Here is a 16,106-nt window from a genome sequence, read left to right on the forward strand (position 1 = left end):
CTTGCCTTCGTGCGCCTCACCGAGTTCCAGGAACTGCTCTACGCCGAGTTCGGTACCCTCCGCGGGGACACGCTGATGAGCGACCATCGGCTGAATGCCTTCGGGATGACGGGCGAACAGGCCGTCGAGTCCGGCGTCGATCCGAAGGACGTGTGGCGGGCTCTGTGTTCCGAGTTCGACGTCCCCCGGTCCCGCTGGTAACCGGTCGCACGTCGGGCGCGTGCCCTTTGTTCCGACTCCGACGTCCCTGGTCCCGCTGGTAACCGGTCGCGCGCTCTACTGCTGCGGCGTCGGGCCGGGCGTCCACCACCCGGGGCGGGTCACCGTCGAGCGGGCCAGCTGGGCGGCCCGCGCGTCGACGTACGGCACGTAGCGCTCCAGCGCGCCCCACTCACGCGCCCAATCGTGGTTCAGGTAGGTCGGCACCGTCTGCGCCGTGGCGAGCATCAGCGCCCAACCCAGCGGCCCGCCCGCGTCACCGCCCTGCCAGGTGGTGGTCGCGGCGGCGGCGAGGTCGCGCTCGGGGAGGATCCGCCACAGTGGCTGCTCGGCGACGCCGCCGTTCTCCCGCCATTGCCGCTGGCACGGGAAGCCGATCCCGGCACCCCAGTCGACCAGGGTCGGGTCGCTGCCCAGCAGCTCCTGCAGCGTCTCGAGCTTCGGGGCGCGCGGGGCGTGTACGCCACCCAGGTGTTCTCCGACGGTGCCGTGATCGTCGCGACCACCCGCACGGCCGTGGCGCCGCGCGGCACCTGCTCGGCGGGGACGCGCAGGTTGCGCCAGGCCGGAGCCGGGCCGATGTCGATCGGCGTCACGGCGCCGTTCGGGGTGATCGTGCCGCTCCCGGCGCCGAACTCGAGGCGCAGGTCGCCGGCGCCGAACCGGCCCGCGACGCTGATCGTGAGCAGTTGCCGCACCCCGTCGACGGGCAGGGCGTACCAGCTCGAGACCGCCTTGGCCGAGCGCTGGGTGCCGGTCTGCCGGCTGCCGACCATCGGGACCCGGGCCGGGTCGAGGCCGAACGGAAGCGCCGCGGTCGAGCCGTTGACGCCGGGAGCGTTGAGAGTGCCGCCGCCGGTGCCGCCCGTGTTCGACGGGGTGTTGTCGGCGTCGCCGGTGCGTACCAGGTCGGCCGCGCCGCGCGAGCTCGAGGTGAGGCTGCCCGCGATGCCGTTCGGGGTGAAGTTCGCGTTCTCGGCGCCGACCAACGGGTCCGGGGCGTTCCCGATCGGCGTGAGGACTCCCGCGTTGGCGTCGCGCTCGGCGAGCACCTCGTCGGCCATGCCGCACGGGTTGCCCGTCAGCGAGCGCAGGTTCTGCTGGCCGTAGGAGTAGGCGGGCCGCTGGACCATGATCGACGCGGCGTTGGTCGCGCCGATCATCGCGATGATCAGCGTCGCGACCAGGGTGATCGGGGTGGCGAACCCGGGCAGTCGGCCGGAGAGGTCGGGGAGCTTCGGCGTCCACCCGGTCACGTGCACCACGAGCGCCGCGACCAGGAGCACGACGGTGGCCGCACCGAACACGGTCGCGACGGCGATGCCGGCGACGGTGGGCGCCGCACCGCCCCACGGGATCCCGAAGTTGCCCGGGTAGAACCAGCCGTTCGTGGACTCGAACGCCAGCGTCGCGCACCCCGCCACCGCGGCGAGCGCCAGCAGCCGGAACTGCGGCCGCCGGATGCCCGTCAGGCCCACCACCGCGATCGCGGCGACCATCGCCCCGAGTGTGGCGAACGCCCCGAAGTGGTGGGTCCACTTGGTGGGGTTGAACGCCATGACCAGCAGCGAGACGCCGATCGCGGCAACCACGCGCCGCGCGGGCCGGCGGCGATCCCGGGGATCCGCCGGCGCCACAGCAGCAGCACCGCGGCGACCGCGGCGGACAGGAACATCGCGAGCATCGCGAACCGTCGGGCCACGGAACCGTTCGGGTTGAGCTGGAAGAGGGCCTCGTACCGGATGATCTCGCGGTGCCACGGCTCGCTCGGGCCGACGTCGCCGAGCAGCGTCGTCGACTGCAGCATCTCGACCAGTCCGTGGTCGGCGAACACCAGATAGAGCACCGAGCCGCCCGCGGCCGCGAGCGGCAACAGCGACGCGGCGTACCCGTTGGTGCGCACGTGCGACCGGACGGCCCGCCACAGGGGAGCGGCCGCGACGAGGAACACCACGAACGCGAAGCTGCCCGTCGGGGCGGCCGAGAGGGTCAACCCGGCGACGATCAGGCCGACGCCGGCGGGGCGAGCCGGCGCGTCGCGATCGTGCGCTCGACGCAGCACCAGGTGAGAACCGTGCCCACGGCGACGATCGGCTCGGGCCGCAGGCCGAGGTTGTAGGTGAGCCAGAACAGGGTGAACACCGCGGCCGCCGCCCACAGGGCGCGCGCGTGGTCGCGGGCGCGCGGCGCTTGCTCAGGCCGAGCCGCGGCAGCACCTCGCGGGAGATCAGCAGCCACGCGAGTACACCCGACAGCAGCGCCGGCAGCCGCAGCCACGGGCTCGACACGCTGAGTTCCGCCATCCACGAGACCACGTAGAACGGCATGCCGAACGGCGCGTACGGCGCGTCGTAGTAACGGAACACCTCGGGCATGTATCCGGAGTGCGGCGCCGCCTTGATCATGCCCAGGATGTAGCCGTCGTCCGAGGTGGGCGCTCCGATGACGTGCCACACGAGCAGGCTGCCGAGCACTGCGACATCGGCGAGCCGCACGTGCAGCCAGTGCCGGGGGATCACGTGCCGGCGGCGCCAGCCGTCGGCACGGTCGAGCAGCGCCAGGGCGGCGAGGGACACGAGCACGCAGAGCACGCCCAGGACGATCGCGAAACCCTTGAGCGCGGACGGGCTCGAGGTGTAGCGCGAGTCAACGTCGATCGTCATCGACGGCGCGGGGCCGCGCAGGTCCTCCGGCAGGTCGGTGAACACGCCGACCACCTGGGGGCGCACGTCGCCCGGTACGCGGTGCGCCTCGTCCCGCCCGACGGCGGCGGTGGCACCGTCGGCGTCGATGCGTACGCGGAGCTCCCCGCACCGGGGCAACTCCGATCGGGGGACCGAGTGCACGAGCGCACCCCGCGAGCGCACCGTCAGTGCCTCGGAGTCGACGGTGACGAACAGCCCGGCCGTGCGCGCCCGGTCCCCGGCGGGGGCGGCGTGGTCGCCATCAGCACGGTCTGACGGTTCGCCGGGGTCGCCGCTGCGACCGCGCACGGCACGCCGACGTCGATCGACAGCGGCTTGTACATCGTGAGCGGCGCGGTGACCGGCGCCAGCGAGCCCGACTGCGGCCAGGCGACCGTCACGGCGGTCTGCTTGATCGGCAGAAACGGCGTCGCGATGGCGAGCACGAGGCCGATCAGGCCGGTCACGACGGCGGCGATCCTGGCGGTTCGGAGGTTCACGATCAGTCAGGGTATCGGCCCGCACCGACGAGTCCGGTGCACCCGCGGCGAGTCGCCGCGGACGGGTGTGAAATACGTCGGATGTGCGGCTATGCTGTGACCACCGACACAGCCCACGCCCGGCTCCGCCACCCCTGGACCCGGGCGTACCGAGAGAGAGCACGGTGGTTTCAGTGACCCTTGACGCCAATTCGCCGATCGACGCCCCCGGCGGCACCAGCGCGGCCGATGAGAATCGCGCCGGCCAGCACGATGCGGATCCGCGCGGTGGGCAGTCCGCAGCCGTGCAGTCCTTCTCGCTGGATGATCGGTACACCCGCGAAGAGGGCACGATCTACCTGACGGGCATCCAGGCCCTGGTGCGCATGGTGCGTGACCGCGCCCGGCTCGACCGCCGTCAGAACCTCAAGACCGGTTCGTTCATCTCCGGCTACGAGGGCTCGCCGCTCGCCGGGTACGACTTGGAGATCGCCAAGCGCACGAAATACCTTCAGGACTTCGACACGGTCCACCGCCCCGGCCTCAACGAGGAACTGGCCGCCACGTCGGTCATGGGCTCGCAGATCGCCGCGCAGGTCGGGCACCTCGACCGCGGCCTCGACGGCATCACCGGCTACTGGTACGGCAAGGCGCCCGGCCTCGACCGCGCGACGGACGCGCTGCGGCACGCCAACATGATCGGCACCCACCCCACGGGCGGCGCCGTCGCCCTCGTCGGCGACGACCCGGGCGCCAAGAGCTCGACGGTGCCGTGCGCCTCCGAGATGGCCCTGGCCGATCTCTACATGCCGATCCTCTACCCGGCGGACTCGCAGGACATCCTCGACCTCGGCGTGCACGCGGCGATCATGTCGCGCGTCTCCGGCCTGTGGACCTCGCTGAAGATCTCCGCCCACGTCGCCGACGGCTCGTCGACCGCGGACGTGCACCCGGACCGGATCCTGCCCGTCTACGGCGACCTGGGCACCAGCCCGCACGTCCCGTCGGGTCAGTTGCTGGGCGCGAAGCTGATGGAACTCGAGCAGAACCAGCTCACCGTCCGGATGCCGCGCGCCACCGAGTACGCCCGGATCAACCGGCTCAACCGGATCACGGTGCGCTCGAGCGACGACCGGATCGGCATCGTCTGCGCCGGCAAGACGTACCTCGACGTGCGCGAGTCGCTGCGGCTCATCGGTATCGAGGACGGCGAGCTCAACCGCCTGGGCATCCGCATCCTCAAGATGGGCATGGTCTACCCGTTCGAGCAGCAGATCCTGCACGAGTTCATCGAGGGGCTCGACGAGGTCATCGTCGTCGAGGAGAAGCGCGACTTCCTCGAGACCATGATGCGCGACATCCTGTTCCGGCACCCCGGCGCACCGAACATCGTGGGCAAGGCGAACGAGGACGGCTCGACGCTGTTCTCCCGCTTCGGCGAGCTGGACGTCGACTCCGTCTCCCGCGGCCTGGCCCAGCGTCTCGCCCGGGTGCACAAGGTGCCCGCCGCGAAGGATTGGCTGGACCGCAAGGCGCAGGTCCGCACCCGTATCGAGTTGCCGCTCGCCGCGCGCAGCCCGTACTTCTGTTCCGGCTGCCCGCACAACACCTCGACCAAGGTCGCCGATGACACGCTGGTCGGCGCCGGTATCGGCTGCCACGCCATGGTGCTGCTCATGGACCCGCAGCAGGTGGGCGACATCACCGGCGTCAGCCAGATGGGCGGCGAGGGCGCGCAGTGGGTCGGCATGGCCCCGTTCGTCACCGAGAAGCACTTCGTGCAGAACATCGGCGACGGCACGTTCATGCACTCGGGTTCGCTGGCGCTGCGCCAGTCCGTGGCGTCGGGGGAGCGGATCACCTACAAGCTGTTGTTCAACGGCACCGTCGCCATGACGGGCGGCCAGGACCCGGTCGGCGAGATGACGCTCCCGCAGATCTGCACGCTGCTGCTCGCGGAGCGCGTCAGCAAGGTCGTCGTGACCTCCGACGATCCGAAGCGCACCAAGGCCCTCGGCCTGCCGAAGGGCGTCGAGGTCCGCGACCGCGCGGACACCCTCGACGTGCAGCGCGAGCTGGCCGAGGTCGCGGGCGTCACCGTCCTCGTGCACGACCAGCACTGCGCGGCGGAGAAGCGGCGCAAGCGCAAGCGCGGCAAGTACCCCACGCCGAACCAGCGCGTGGTGATCAACGAGCGCATCTGCGAGGGCTGCGGCGACTGCGGCCAGAAGAGCAACTGCCTGTCGGTGCACCCGGTGGAGACCGAGTTCGGCCGCAAGACCCGCATCGACCAGAGCTCGTGCAACCTCGACTTCTCGTGCCTGAAGGGCGACTGCCCGTCGTTCGTGACGGTCACCCCCGGCGAGGTCGGCAAGGTCCGCAAGTCGGTGCCGGATATCTCGGCCGAGTCGATCCCGCAGCCCAAGAAGGCGCGGCGAGAGGCGGACGGCATGGCCATCCGCGTGACCGGCATCGGCGGCACCGGCGTGGTCACGGTCTCGCAGATCATGGCGACGGCCACGGTGCTCGACGGCCACTCGGCGCGCACCGTCGACATGACGGGCATGGCGCAGAAGGGCGGCGCCGTGGTCTCGGACATCAAGGTGTCCGCGACGTACGTCGACCAGGCGGCGAAGGTCGCCGCGGGCGACTGCGACGTGTACCTGTCCTGCGACAGCCTCGTCGGCGTGGACCCGGCGAACCTCAAGGTCGCCTCGCCCGAGCGCACCACGTCGATCGTCTCGACCACCGAGGTGCCGACCGGCCAGATGGTGATCGACACGTCGGTCGGCTACCCGGACTCGCGGAGCATCCACGAGGCCATCGACCGGGCGTCGCTGCGCACCGTCTACCTCGACCCGGGCGACCTGACCCTGCAGCTGTTCGGCGACGAGCAGTACGCCAACCTGTTCATGGTGGGCGCCGCCTTCCAGACCGGTGCGCTGCCGATCAGCTCCGAGTCGCTCGAGCGGGCCATCGAGCTCAACGGCGTGGCCGTGGAGAAGAACCTGCAGGCGTTCCGCCGCGGCCGCCAGTCGGTTTCGGATCCGGCGGGCGTCAAGGCCGCGATCGACGCGCTGCACCCGCTGCCCGCACCCGTCCCGGTCAGCGCCTTCGCATCGACTCTCGTCGCGAGGTTCGACGGTGCCTCCGACGAACTGGTCCGGCAGGTGGGGCTGCGGGTCGACGAGCTGGTGGCGTACCAGGACAAGGCCTACGCCGAGCGCTACGTCGACGACGTGGCCCGCGTGTTCCGCGCCGAGAAGGCGTGGGGCTCGGAGGATCTCACCGCTGCCGTCGCGCACAACCTGCATAAGCTGATGGCCTACAAGGACGAGTACGAGGTGGCGCGTCTGTCGCAGGACGCCGGCTTCGCGGCCCAGGTCGCCGACGAGTTCGGTGCCGACGCCAAGAAGGCGATCCGCCTGCACCCGCCGACGCTGCGCGAGATGGGCCTGAAGAACAAGCTCGCCCTGGGCGAGTGGGTGAATCCGGGCATGAAGACGCTGGCGAAGATGAAGCGCCTGCGCGGCACCAAGCTCGACCTCTTCGGGATGACCGAGATGCGGAAGATGGAGCGCACGCTGATCGCGGAGTACCGGGCGCTGGTGGGCCTCATGATCGCCGCTGCCGAGGGCGGCCGTGTGGCGGAGGGCCAGCGCGAGCAGGTCGTCGCCCTCGCCGAACTGCCGGACATGGTCCGCGGCTACGAGTCGGTCAAGACCGGCAACGTGGAGAAGTACCGCGCCGCCGTCCAGGCGCAGCTGGAGAAGCTGGGCTGGTAGGTCCGGTCCTCTGAGATCCGCGCCCCGATAGGGAGCTGGCGCCCCTGTAGTGATCTGGTGTCCCCCCGACTGCAGCTGGGGGGACACCAGCTGTGGTCGGGGCTGCCGGCTCCTGCAGGGAGCAGATCGGCGGGGACTGCTCATGGGCGCGTCGATCGGCGCGGTCTACGTGACTCTGCTGGCAATGGTGGTGTACGTGGTGCTGGCGGTGCTCCTGCAACGGTGGGGACGGCGCCGGTCGGCCGCCGTGGCCGTCGACGGTGCCGGTATCGGCGTGGCGGCTTGAATCGAACGACCGTTCGCCTATAGTCGACGATGTTCGACGTGAAAGTGAGCCGGCGAGAGCGCGCCCGATGCGGATGCGGAAACTTGTCAGTGGGTCCCTCTAGCGTCCGTAGCAACAGTAGAACCCAGCGCCGGCGGTACTTCCCACCCCGGCCCGAAGGACGGAGAGTCCCATGGCACCTGCACCCGCGGATCGCGATAAGGCGCTCGAGCTGGCGCTCGCACAGATCGACAAGAACTACGGCAAGGGCTCGGTCATGCGCCTCGGTGACGAGGTGCGCCAGCCCATCGCCGTGATTCCCACGGGCTCGATCGCGCTGGACGTGGCGCTCGGCATCGGTGGTCTCCCACGCGGCCGCGTCATCGAGGTCTACGGTCCGGAGTCCTCGGGTAAGACCACGGTGGCGCTGCACGCGGTGGCCGAGGCGCAGCGCAACGGCGGCATCGCCGCGTTCATCGACGCGGAGCACGCGCTCGATCCCGATTACGCTGCCAAGCTGGGCGTCGATACCGATGCGCTGCTGGTCTCCCAGCCGGATACGGGTGAGCAGGCGCTGGAGATCGCCGACATGCTGATCCGCTCCGGCGCGCTCGACATCATCGTGATCGACTCGGTGGCCGCCCTGGTGCCGAAGGCCGAGATCGAGGGCGAGATGGGCGACAGTCACGTCGGCCTGCAGGCCCGCCTCATGAGCCAGGCGCTCCGCAAGATGACGGGTGCCCTGAACAACTCGGGCACCACCGCCATCTTCATCAACCAGCTGCGCGAGAAGATCGGCGTCATGTTCGGCTCGCCCGAAACCACCACGGGCGGTAAGGCGCTGAAGTTCTACGCCTCCGTGCGCCTGGACGTGCGCCGCATCGAGACCCTCAAGGACGGGTCGGACGCGGTGGGCAATCGAACCCGCGTCAAGGTGGTCAAGAACAAGGTCTCCCCGCCGTTCAAGCAGGCCGAGTTCGACATCGTCTACGGCCAGGGCATCAGTCGCGAGGGCTCCATCATCGACATGGGCGTCACCGAGGGCTTCATTCGCAAGTCCGGTTCCTGGTACACGTACGACGGTGACCAGCTGGGCGAGGGCAAGGAGAACGCCCGCAAGTTCCTGATCGAGAACCCGGACGTCCGGGACGAGATCGAGAAGCGGATCAAGGAGAAGCTGGGCATCGGCGCCGATATCACCGTCGACGCCGACGAGATCGCGCCGGCCCCGGTCGACTTCTAGGCCGCCGTGTCGGCGGACTATGCGGACGACGAGGTCGTCTCGCGAGGTCGGCGTCGCGGGCGCAGGTCACGTGATCGGCCCGACGGTGCCGTCTCCGAACGCGAAGTGGAGCAGGACCCGGCCAAGCGTGAGGCGCTTGCCCGGGACTTGATCTACCGCGCCCTCGGTATGCGTGACCACTCGCGTGCGGAGCTGCGGGCCAAACTGGCCCGTCGCGGCTTCGACGAGGAGCTCACCGAGCGGATGCTCGACAAGTTCGTCACCGCCGGCCTCATCGACGATGCGGCGTTCGCGGAGCGCTGGGTGCAGTCGCGGCACCAGTTCTCGGGACGAGGTCGCCGCGCCTTGGCGCAGGAACTGCGCACGAAGGGAGTGGGGGAGGCCGAGGCTGCGGCCGCCCTAGAGACGGTCAGCCAGGACGACGAGCGGGCGCGCGCCGTCGAACTGGTCGACCGCAAGCTCGTGCGGGCCGCGGTGCCCGGAGACCGCGCCGAACGCGACAAGCTCACCCAGCGGCTGGTCGGCATGCTCGCCCGCCGCGGCTACCACCCGTCGCTGGCGCTGTCGGTGGTTCTCGACGCGATCCGCGAGAGGGAACACGCGGCGGGCGAGTAGCATCGGTGCCATGAATGCCGGAACGGCCTCGGGCCACGCACGGACGGGTGATCCGGCGAACGGTTGACGGCGCGATCTCCGCCGTTCGGAATCTGGCGCATCTACAACCCGATTCCGAACCCCGAAGGAGATTTCCATGCCCGCGAGCTTCAACCACACCATCGTCTTCGCCACCGATAGCGAGCAGTCAGCGGCGTTCTACCGCGACTACCTCGAAGCGGCGCCCGTCCAATCCTGGGGGCCGTTCACCAACCTCCAGTTGGAGCACGGTGTGCTCCTGCAGATCGCGGCGCCGCCGCTGCCCGAGATCCAGCCGCAGCACTACGCGTTCCTCGTCGACGACGCCCACTTCGACCGCGCGTACGCGCTGCTGACCGAGCGCGGTGTCGACCATGCCGCCGACCCGTTCTGGAAGGAGCCCGGCCGGATCAACCACGGACACGGCGGCCGCGGCGTCTACGTCCGCGACCCAGCGGGGCACGGCATCGAGCTGCTGACGCGCCCGTACCTGTGACGGTCGGTCGGGCCGTCGTCAGCGTGCCGCGCAGGGCGCGCTCGTCGCATCGACGAAGTCCAGGTTCCCGATCCGGGCGATGAGCTCGTCGCCGCGACCGTCCCGCTCGAGCGTGCGCTCGGCCTCCGCGTCGCCCACCGCCCGCCGCAGCGAGCGCTCCCACTCGCCGGACTCGATCATCGTCCGCAGGGCGGCGTTCACTGCGTCGCGGACAGCGTCGTCGCCCCGGGCGAGGCCGATGCCGTACCGCTCGACCGCGAACGGGGTGCCGGCGCCCCGGAGTCGCCCGTCGATGCAGGTGTCCTTCGGCAGTGGCATGTCGACCAGGCGGAACACTCCCGGCCGCTGCTGCGCGAATCCGGCCAGGATCACCTCGTCTGTGGTGACGGCGTCGACGTTGCCCCGGCCGAGCGCGTCGACGCACGCCGAGTAGGTGTCGAACTCGGTGAGCCGTACCCCGGGCAGGAGCGACTTCACCGTGCTCGCCGAGGTGGAACCGGTGACCGAGCACAGCGTCCGGTCGCGCCCCAGATCGGAGACGGTGCCGATCGCGGTTTCGTCCCGCCGCACGAGCAGGCCCTGCCGGGTCGTCAGGTACGGCCCGGCGAATGCCACCTGTTCCGCGCGGGCGGCGTCGATCGAGTAGCTGGCGACCACGGCGTCCACCTCGCCGTTGTCGATCAGCTTCTCGCGCTGCGACGTCGGCGTCTCGCGCCACGTGATCCTCGGCTCGGCGCGCCCACGCGCGGCCGCCAGGGACCGGACGACGTACCGCGCCACGTCGGCGTCGAAGCCGGACACGGCACCGTCGGGTCCGCGCAGCCCGAGCCCGGGCTGATCGACCTTCACGCCGACGATGACGGCACCGTCGTCGATGGACCGCAACAGGTTCCGCGGCGACGGCCCCGAACACGCGCAGAGCGCGGCCACCAGCACCGTGATCAGTGCCAGGGCCGCGACCGTGCGTGCGCTCAGCGCCCTCATACCGGTCAGTCGCCGTAGTCCCGTCGCAGGTCCTCATGTCCCGGATCGGGATGCGTGGTCTCGAGGACCTCCTTGGACATGATGCCGGGTTCGGGAAGCGGTTGGGGTGCGTCGATGATCAGCTTCTTCTTGCGCCCCTCGCGCAGGTTCTTCTCGATGTTCGACGCCAACGCGGACAGCCCGAAGTTGATCAGGATCATGATGATCGCGACCACGATCAGCGAGGGGATCACGTTGCCCCACTCGTTGCCGGCCTGGATACCGGACTTGACCACCTCGACGTAACCGATCTGGTAGCCGAGGGCGCTGTCCTTGAGCGCGATCACCATCTGCGAGATGAGCGCCGGGAGCATCGCCGCCACGGCCTGTGGGAGCAGGATCAGGCGCATCGTCTGCGACTTGCGCAGGCCGAGCGCCTTGGCGGCCTCGAACTGGCCGCCCGGCAGCGAGTTGATACCCGACCGCAGGATCTCCGCGATCACCGAGCCGTTGTACAGGGTGAGGCCGAAGACCACTGCGAAGAACGCGATGTAGTCCGAGGTGAACACCTTGTAGACGCCGAACACGATGTAGAGGAAGTAGATCAGGATCAGCACCGGGATGGCGCGGAAGAACTCGACGATCGCGCCGGTGGCCCACCGCACGGAGCGGTGATCCGAGAGCCGGCCGATGCCGAGGAACGCGCCCATGATCATCGCCAGGATGATCGACGCGACCGCGGCCTTGAAGGTGCCCCACAGGCCCGGGAGGATGTACGTCCCCCAGTAGTTCTTGTCGACGAACGGTTCGAGCTTCTCCTGGTCGAACTGGCCGTTGGCCGCGAACGACGTGATCACCCAGGCGAACAGCGCCACTACCACGACGATGAACGCCACTGCGATGACGTTGTTGCGGACGCGGGCCTTGGGGCCGGGCGCGTCGTAGAGGACAGTGGACGTGGACTTGGCACTCATCGCTTCACCGCCAGTCGCTTCGCGAAGTAGCCGAAGACGGCGCCCTCGAACAGTGTGATCACCATGAACGCCGCGGCGAAGATCACGAAGATCACGATCAATTGGTCGCTGTACTGCTCCAGGGTCTCCTTCATCAGCAGCGCGGCTTCACCGACGCCGATGATCGAGGCGATCGTGGTGTTCTTCGTGAGCGCGATGAGCACACTGCCCATCGGCGCGATCACGGCGCGGCCGGCCTGCGGCAGCACGATCATCCGGAACACCTGCATGAACGACAGGCCCAGCGAGCGCGCCGCCTCCGCCTGACCGAGCGGCACGGTGTTGAAGCCCGACCGCAGCGTCTCGCAGACGAACGTCGCCGTGTACGCGATGAAACCGACCACCGCGAGCCAGAAGTTGTTGTTCTCGGTGAAGTCCGCGTCCTCGGGGACCAGGGCGAGCGCCATGTTCTGGTACAGGCCCAGCGAGAGGAACAACACGATGAGCGTCAGCGGGGTGTTACGGACGATGTTGACGTACCAGGTGCCGAAGATCCGCATCGCGGGGACGGGGAGACCCGCATGCCCGCCAGGATCGTGCCCCAGATGGTGGCGCCGATCGCCGACCAGAACGTCAGCTTGATCGTCACCCAGAACGCCGGCCACAGCTGTGGCCCGAGGTCTTCCCACATGTTCTACGCACCTACCTTCGTGCACCAGGTCCGCGGATCGGACTGCGGAGCCGTTGCGGGACTGCCTTCCGGGGCGGGCGCTGCGCCGTCGGGTGCCGGAAGGGGATCTCCTTGGGCAGGAGCCATGTCTGGTCACCGGGGACGGCGACGAGGACCGACTTCGGCTTCCCGCCGTCGACGGGCCGCCCCTGGTCGATCATGGTGTTCGCGTACTCGCCGAGGTTGTCGCGCAGCGCCTTGAACAGCTGGTTGTCGGGGTTCGCGTAGGCGAGCCCGGTGAAGGTGGCCACCACGGAGGCCGGGACGACGCAGGACGGCGTGGAGGGCCGCCTGTGCGTCGTAGGTCGCGGTGCCCTCCTCCCCGAGGATCATCTGCCGCAGCGCCTTGTTCACCTCGCTGAGCGCTTCCGCGTCGCCCTTGCGCAGGCCGATGCCGTAGCGCTCGGTGGAGAACTGATCGCCCTTCTTCTTCTCGGTCTTGGTGCCCGTACTGCTGGTCAGGGTCACGTCCTTCGGGTACGTCATCGGGACGATGTCGAACTCGCCCGGGTACTTGGCCTGGAAGCCGGCGAGGATCGTCGCGTCGGTGGTGAGCGCGTCCAGCACGCCGCGGCGCACGCCCTCGACGCACGAGGCGTAGCCGTCGTACTGCTGCAGCTGGACGTTCGGCAGGGCCGCCTTGACGTTGATCGCCGAGGTCGAGCCCGAGACCGAGCACAGTTTGCGGCCCGAGTTCAGGTCCTCGAGGCTGCGGATCGGGTTCGAGGTCTTCTTGCTCACCAGCAGCGCCTGATAGGTGGTGAGGTACGGGCCGGCGAAGTCGACCTTCTTCTGGCGCGCTGCGCTGATCGAGTAGGTCGCGGCGATCATGTCGACCTCACCGTTCTCGATCATCCGCTCACGCAGCGGAGACGGTGTCTCCTTCCAGGTGATCTTCGGTTCGGCCCAGCCGTTGTTCTTCGCGATCTGCTTGACCACGAACTCGGAGACCGCGACGTCGGAGCCGCTGTGGGACTTGTCGGGGTTGCGGTTCGCGAGGCCCGGCTGGTCGTACTTGGTGCCGAGGACCACGTCGCCGCTCTTGATCGAGGCGAGGAGGCTGCGCGGGGTGTCGGTGCCGCAGGCCGCCACCAGTGGGAGGGTCGCGGCGAGTGCGGCGGCGGCCGCGATCGCGGTCCTCCAGCGCGTTGTTCGAGTGCTCTGCGGTGTCGTCATCAGTGCCCCAGGATCTTGCCGAGGAAGTCCTTGGCGCGGTCCGACTTCGGCGCGGTGAAGAACGACTCGGGATCGGTGTCCTCGACGATCTGGCCGTCCGCGAGGAACAGGATCCGGTCGGCGGCCTTGCGCGCGAAGCCCATCTCGTGGGTCACGCACACCATCGTCATGCCCTCCTTGGCGAGGCCGACCATCACGTCGAGCACCTCGTTGACCATCTCGGGATCGAGGGCGGACGTCGGCTCGTCGAACAGCATGACCTTGGGGCCCATCGCGAGTGCGCGGGCGATCGCGACGCGCTGCTGCTGGCCGCCCGACAGCTGCGCCGGGTACTTGTCCTTCTGTGCGACGATGCCCACCCGGTCGAGCAGTTCGAGCGCCCGCTTCTCCGCGTCGGCCTTGGACTTCTTGCGGACCTTCATCGGCCCGAGCGTCACGTTGTCGAGGATCGTCTTGTGCGCGAACAGGTTGAACGACTGGAACACCATGCCGACCTCGGCGCGCAGGCTCGCCAGCCCCTTACCCTCCGAGGGCAGGACGGCACCGTCGATCTTGATCGTGCCCGAGTCGATCGGCTCGAGCCGGTTGATCGTGCGGCACAGCGTGGACTTGCCCGATCCGGACGGGCCGAGCATCACCACGACCTGGCCTTTCGGCACGGTGAGGTTGATGTCTTTCAGCACGTGGAGAGCGCCGAAGTGTTTGTCGACAGACGCGATCTCGATCATCGGAGCCGAGCCGGTCTGCCCGGTCGCAGCGGGAGTTGTCATGAGTGGAGCCTAGGAGTTTCCGGGTTTCATCCGCGTAAAGTCCGCAGTATTGGTGCCGCCGATTTCCGACGGTCCGCCGCACCGCGCGTCCGCGCCCGCCGCGCGCGGCCGGGCGATTTGCATCCGCCCGATACCCTGGTGAGGTGATCGAAACAGCCCCTACCAGCAGCGCGGACAAGGCGCCGGCCCGCACCTACGAGGTGCGCACCTACGGCTGCCAGATGAACGTGCACGACTCGGAGCGCCTGTCCGGCCTGCTCGAGGACGCGGGCTACGTGCGTGCGGACGGCGATCAGCAGGCCGACCTCGTCGTGTTCAACACCTGCGCGGTGCGGGAGAACGCCGACAACAAGCTCTACGGCAACCTCAGCCACCTGGCGCCGATCAAGCGGGAGCGACCCGGCATGCAGATCGCCGTCGGCGGATGCCTCGCCCAGAAGGACCGCGGCACCGTCGTGAAGAAGGCGCCGTGGGTCGACGTCGTCTTCGGTACACACAACATCGGATCACTCCCGACCCTGCTCGAGCGGGCCCGGCACAACGAGAAGGCCGAGGTCGAGATCAAGGAGGCGCTGGACGCCTTCCTCCACGCTGCCCGCGCGCCGCGAAAGCGCCTACGCCGGGTGGGTGTCCATCTCGGTCGGGTGCAACAACACCTGCACGTTCTGCATCGTGCCGAGCCTGCGCGGCAAGGAGGTCGACCGCCGCCCGGGCGACATCCTCGCCGAGGTGCAGGCGCTCGTCGATCAGGGCGTGTCCGAGGTCACGCTGCTCGGTCAGAACGTCAACGCCTACGGCGTGAACTTCGCCGACCCGGACCTCCCGCGGGACCGCGGCGCCTTCGCCGACCTGCTGCGCGCCTGCGGCCGCATCGAGGGTCTGGAGCGGGTCCGGTTCACCAGCCCGCACCCGGCCGAGTTCACCGACGACGTCATCGACGCCATGGCCGAGACGCCGAACATCTGCCCGCAACTGCACATGCCCCTGCAGTCCGGCTCGGACCGCGTGCTCAAAGAGATGCGCCGCAGCTACCGCAGTGCCAGGTTCCTCGGGATCCTCGACCGCGTCCGCGAGAGGATCCCGCACGCCGCGATCACCACCGACATCATCGTCGGTTTCCCGGGGAGACCGAGGAGGACTTCCAAGCGACCCTCGACGTGGTCGAGAAGGCGCGTTTCTCCAGCGCGTTCACCTTCCAGTATTCGATCCGCCCGGGCACCCCCGCGGCGGACCTGCCGGATCAGCTGCCCAAGCAGGTCGTGCAGGAGCGGTACATGCGGCTCATCGAGCTCCAGGAGCGGATCACTCTCGAGGAGAACCGGAAGCAGGTGGGGCGCACCGTCGAGCTGCTGGTCGCCCTCGGCGAGGGCCGCAAGGACGCGGAGACCAACCGCATGTCCGGGCGCGCCCGCGACGGCCGGCTGGTGCACTTCGCCGGCGGGGAGGGCATCCGGCCCGGCGACGTGGTCACCGTCGAGATCACCGGCGCCGCGCCGCACCACCTCGTCGCCGACGGCGGCGTGCTCAGCCACGTCCGCACCCGCGCGGGCGACAACGTCGAGGCCGCGATCACCCCGGTCACCGCCCCGGTCGGCGTCGGCCTCGGCCTGCCGTCCGTCGGCCGGCCGGCGCCCGCCGCAGGCGCCGCGCCGAGGGGCTGCTCGACCTGCTGACGAGTTCTACGACGACCTGTAGGAGACGCCGCTCGGC

The 16,106-nt window shown here is 69.5% G+C and carries 12 protein-coding genes and 4 pseudogenes; 7 read left to right on the forward strand and 9 right to left on the reverse strand.

Annotation, left to right across the window (positions count from 1 at the left end):
• The first annotated feature begins 9 nt into the window (after positions 1–9).
• Positions 10–201: a DUF3046 domain-containing protein gene (locus MTP03_RS09255; protein WP_248491680.1), complete on the forward strand. Its 192-nt coding sequence runs from the start codon at positions 10–12 to the stop codon at positions 199–201.
• A gap of 75 nt (positions 202–276) precedes the next feature.
• On the opposite strand, the gene MTP03_RS09260 is transcribed toward MTP03_RS09255, so the two are convergent.
• The 4 genes and pseudogenes from MTP03_RS09260 to MTP03_RS09275 form a co-directional block, all read right to left on the reverse strand.
• Positions 277–783 carry an arabinosyltransferase C-terminal domain-containing protein gene (locus MTP03_RS09260; RefSeq protein ID WP_248492107.1) on the reverse strand — a complete coding sequence of 169 codons (507 nt, stop codon included), beginning with the start codon at positions 781–783 and terminating at the stop codon, positions 277–279.
• Positions 720–2,526 (reverse strand): annotated as a pseudogene (locus tag MTP03_RS23585) (arabinosyltransferase domain-containing protein); the annotation flags it as partial. The gene MTP03_RS09260 and the pseudogene MTP03_RS23585, both read right to left, overlap by 64 nt.
• A pseudogene (locus MTP03_RS22740) lies at positions 2,451–3,086 on the reverse strand (arabinosyltransferase domain-containing protein); the annotation flags it as partial. The pseudogenes MTP03_RS23585 and MTP03_RS22740, both read right to left, overlap by 76 nt.
• A 2-nt stretch (positions 3,087–3,088) precedes the next feature.
• Entirely contained in the window at positions 3,089–3,403 is a 315-nt protein-coding gene (locus MTP03_RS09275) for a hypothetical protein (RefSeq protein ID WP_248491681.1), read from the reverse strand.
• A gap of 173 nt (positions 3,404–3,576) precedes the next feature.
• Here MTP03_RS09275 and MTP03_RS09280 point away from each other — a divergent pair, with 173 nt between their 5' ends.
• The 5 genes from MTP03_RS09280 to MTP03_RS09300 all read left to right on the forward strand — a co-directional run bounded on the left by MTP03_RS09280 (position 3,577) and on the right by MTP03_RS09300 (position 9,804).
• Positions 3,577–7,167, forward strand: a complete 3,591-nt coding sequence (locus tag MTP03_RS09280) for an indolepyruvate ferredoxin oxidoreductase family protein (protein ID WP_248491682.1) — start codon at positions 3,577–3,579, stop codon at positions 7,165–7,167.
• Positions 7,168–7,309: 142 nt separating this feature from the next.
• A complete protein-coding gene (locus tag MTP03_RS09285; protein ID WP_248491683.1) occupies positions 7,310–7,453 on the forward strand; it encodes a hypothetical protein in 144 nt (47 codons plus the stop codon).
• Between the two features lie 172 nt (positions 7,454–7,625).
• Entirely contained in the window at positions 7,626–8,675 is a 1,050-nt protein-coding gene (gene recA / locus MTP03_RS09290) for a recombinase RecA (RefSeq protein WP_248491685.1), read from the forward strand.
• A gap of 6 nt (positions 8,676–8,681) precedes the next feature.
• Positions 8,682–9,290: a regulatory protein RecX gene (locus MTP03_RS09295; RefSeq protein ID WP_248491687.1), complete on the forward strand. Its 609-nt coding sequence runs from the start codon at positions 8,682–8,684 to the stop codon at positions 9,288–9,290.
• Positions 9,291–9,426: 136 nt separating this feature from the next.
• Entirely contained in the window at positions 9,427–9,804 is a 378-nt protein-coding gene (locus tag MTP03_RS09300; protein WP_248491689.1) for a VOC family protein, read from the forward strand.
• A gap of 18 nt (positions 9,805–9,822) precedes the next feature.
• On the opposite strand, the gene MTP03_RS09305 is transcribed toward MTP03_RS09300, so the two are convergent.
• The 5 genes and pseudogenes from MTP03_RS09305 to MTP03_RS09325 form a co-directional block, all read right to left on the reverse strand.
• Positions 9,823–10,788 carry a glutamate ABC transporter substrate-binding protein gene (locus tag MTP03_RS09305; protein WP_248491690.1) on the reverse strand — a complete coding sequence of 322 codons (966 nt, stop codon included), beginning with the start codon at positions 10,786–10,788 and terminating at the stop codon, positions 9,823–9,825.
• Between the two features lie 5 nt (positions 10,789–10,793).
• Entirely contained in the window at positions 10,794–11,741 is a 948-nt protein-coding gene (locus tag MTP03_RS09310) for an amino acid ABC transporter permease (protein WP_248491691.1), read from the reverse strand.
• Positions 11,738–12,411: pseudogene (locus MTP03_RS09315) on the reverse strand (amino acid ABC transporter permease). Before MTP03_RS09315 ends, MTP03_RS09310 begins: the two are co-directional and overlap by 4 nt.
• A 132-nt stretch (positions 12,412–12,543) precedes the next feature.
• Positions 12,544–13,626 carry a transporter substrate-binding domain-containing protein gene (locus MTP03_RS09320; protein WP_248491692.1) on the reverse strand — a complete coding sequence of 361 codons (1,083 nt, stop codon included), beginning with the start codon at positions 13,624–13,626 and terminating at the stop codon, positions 12,544–12,546.
• Positions 13,626–14,354: an amino acid ABC transporter ATP-binding protein gene (locus tag MTP03_RS09325; RefSeq protein WP_248492108.1), complete on the reverse strand. Its 729-nt coding sequence runs from the start codon at positions 14,352–14,354 to the stop codon at positions 13,626–13,628. Before MTP03_RS09325 ends, MTP03_RS09320 begins: the two co-directional genes overlap by 1 nt.
• A gap of 263 nt (positions 14,355–14,617) precedes the next feature.
• Here MTP03_RS09325 and miaB point away from each other — a divergent pair.
• A pseudogene (miaB, locus tag MTP03_RS09330) lies at positions 14,618–16,069 on the forward strand (tRNA (N6-isopentenyl adenosine(37)-C2)-methylthiotransferase MiaB).
• Positions 16,070–16,106: the final 37 nt, after the last annotated feature.

The sequence above is a fragment of the Tsukamurella sp. PLM1 genome, assembly GCF_023168325.1.
In the GTDB taxonomy this organism is placed as follows: domain Bacteria; phylum Actinomycetota; class Actinomycetes; order Mycobacteriales; family Mycobacteriaceae; genus Tsukamurella.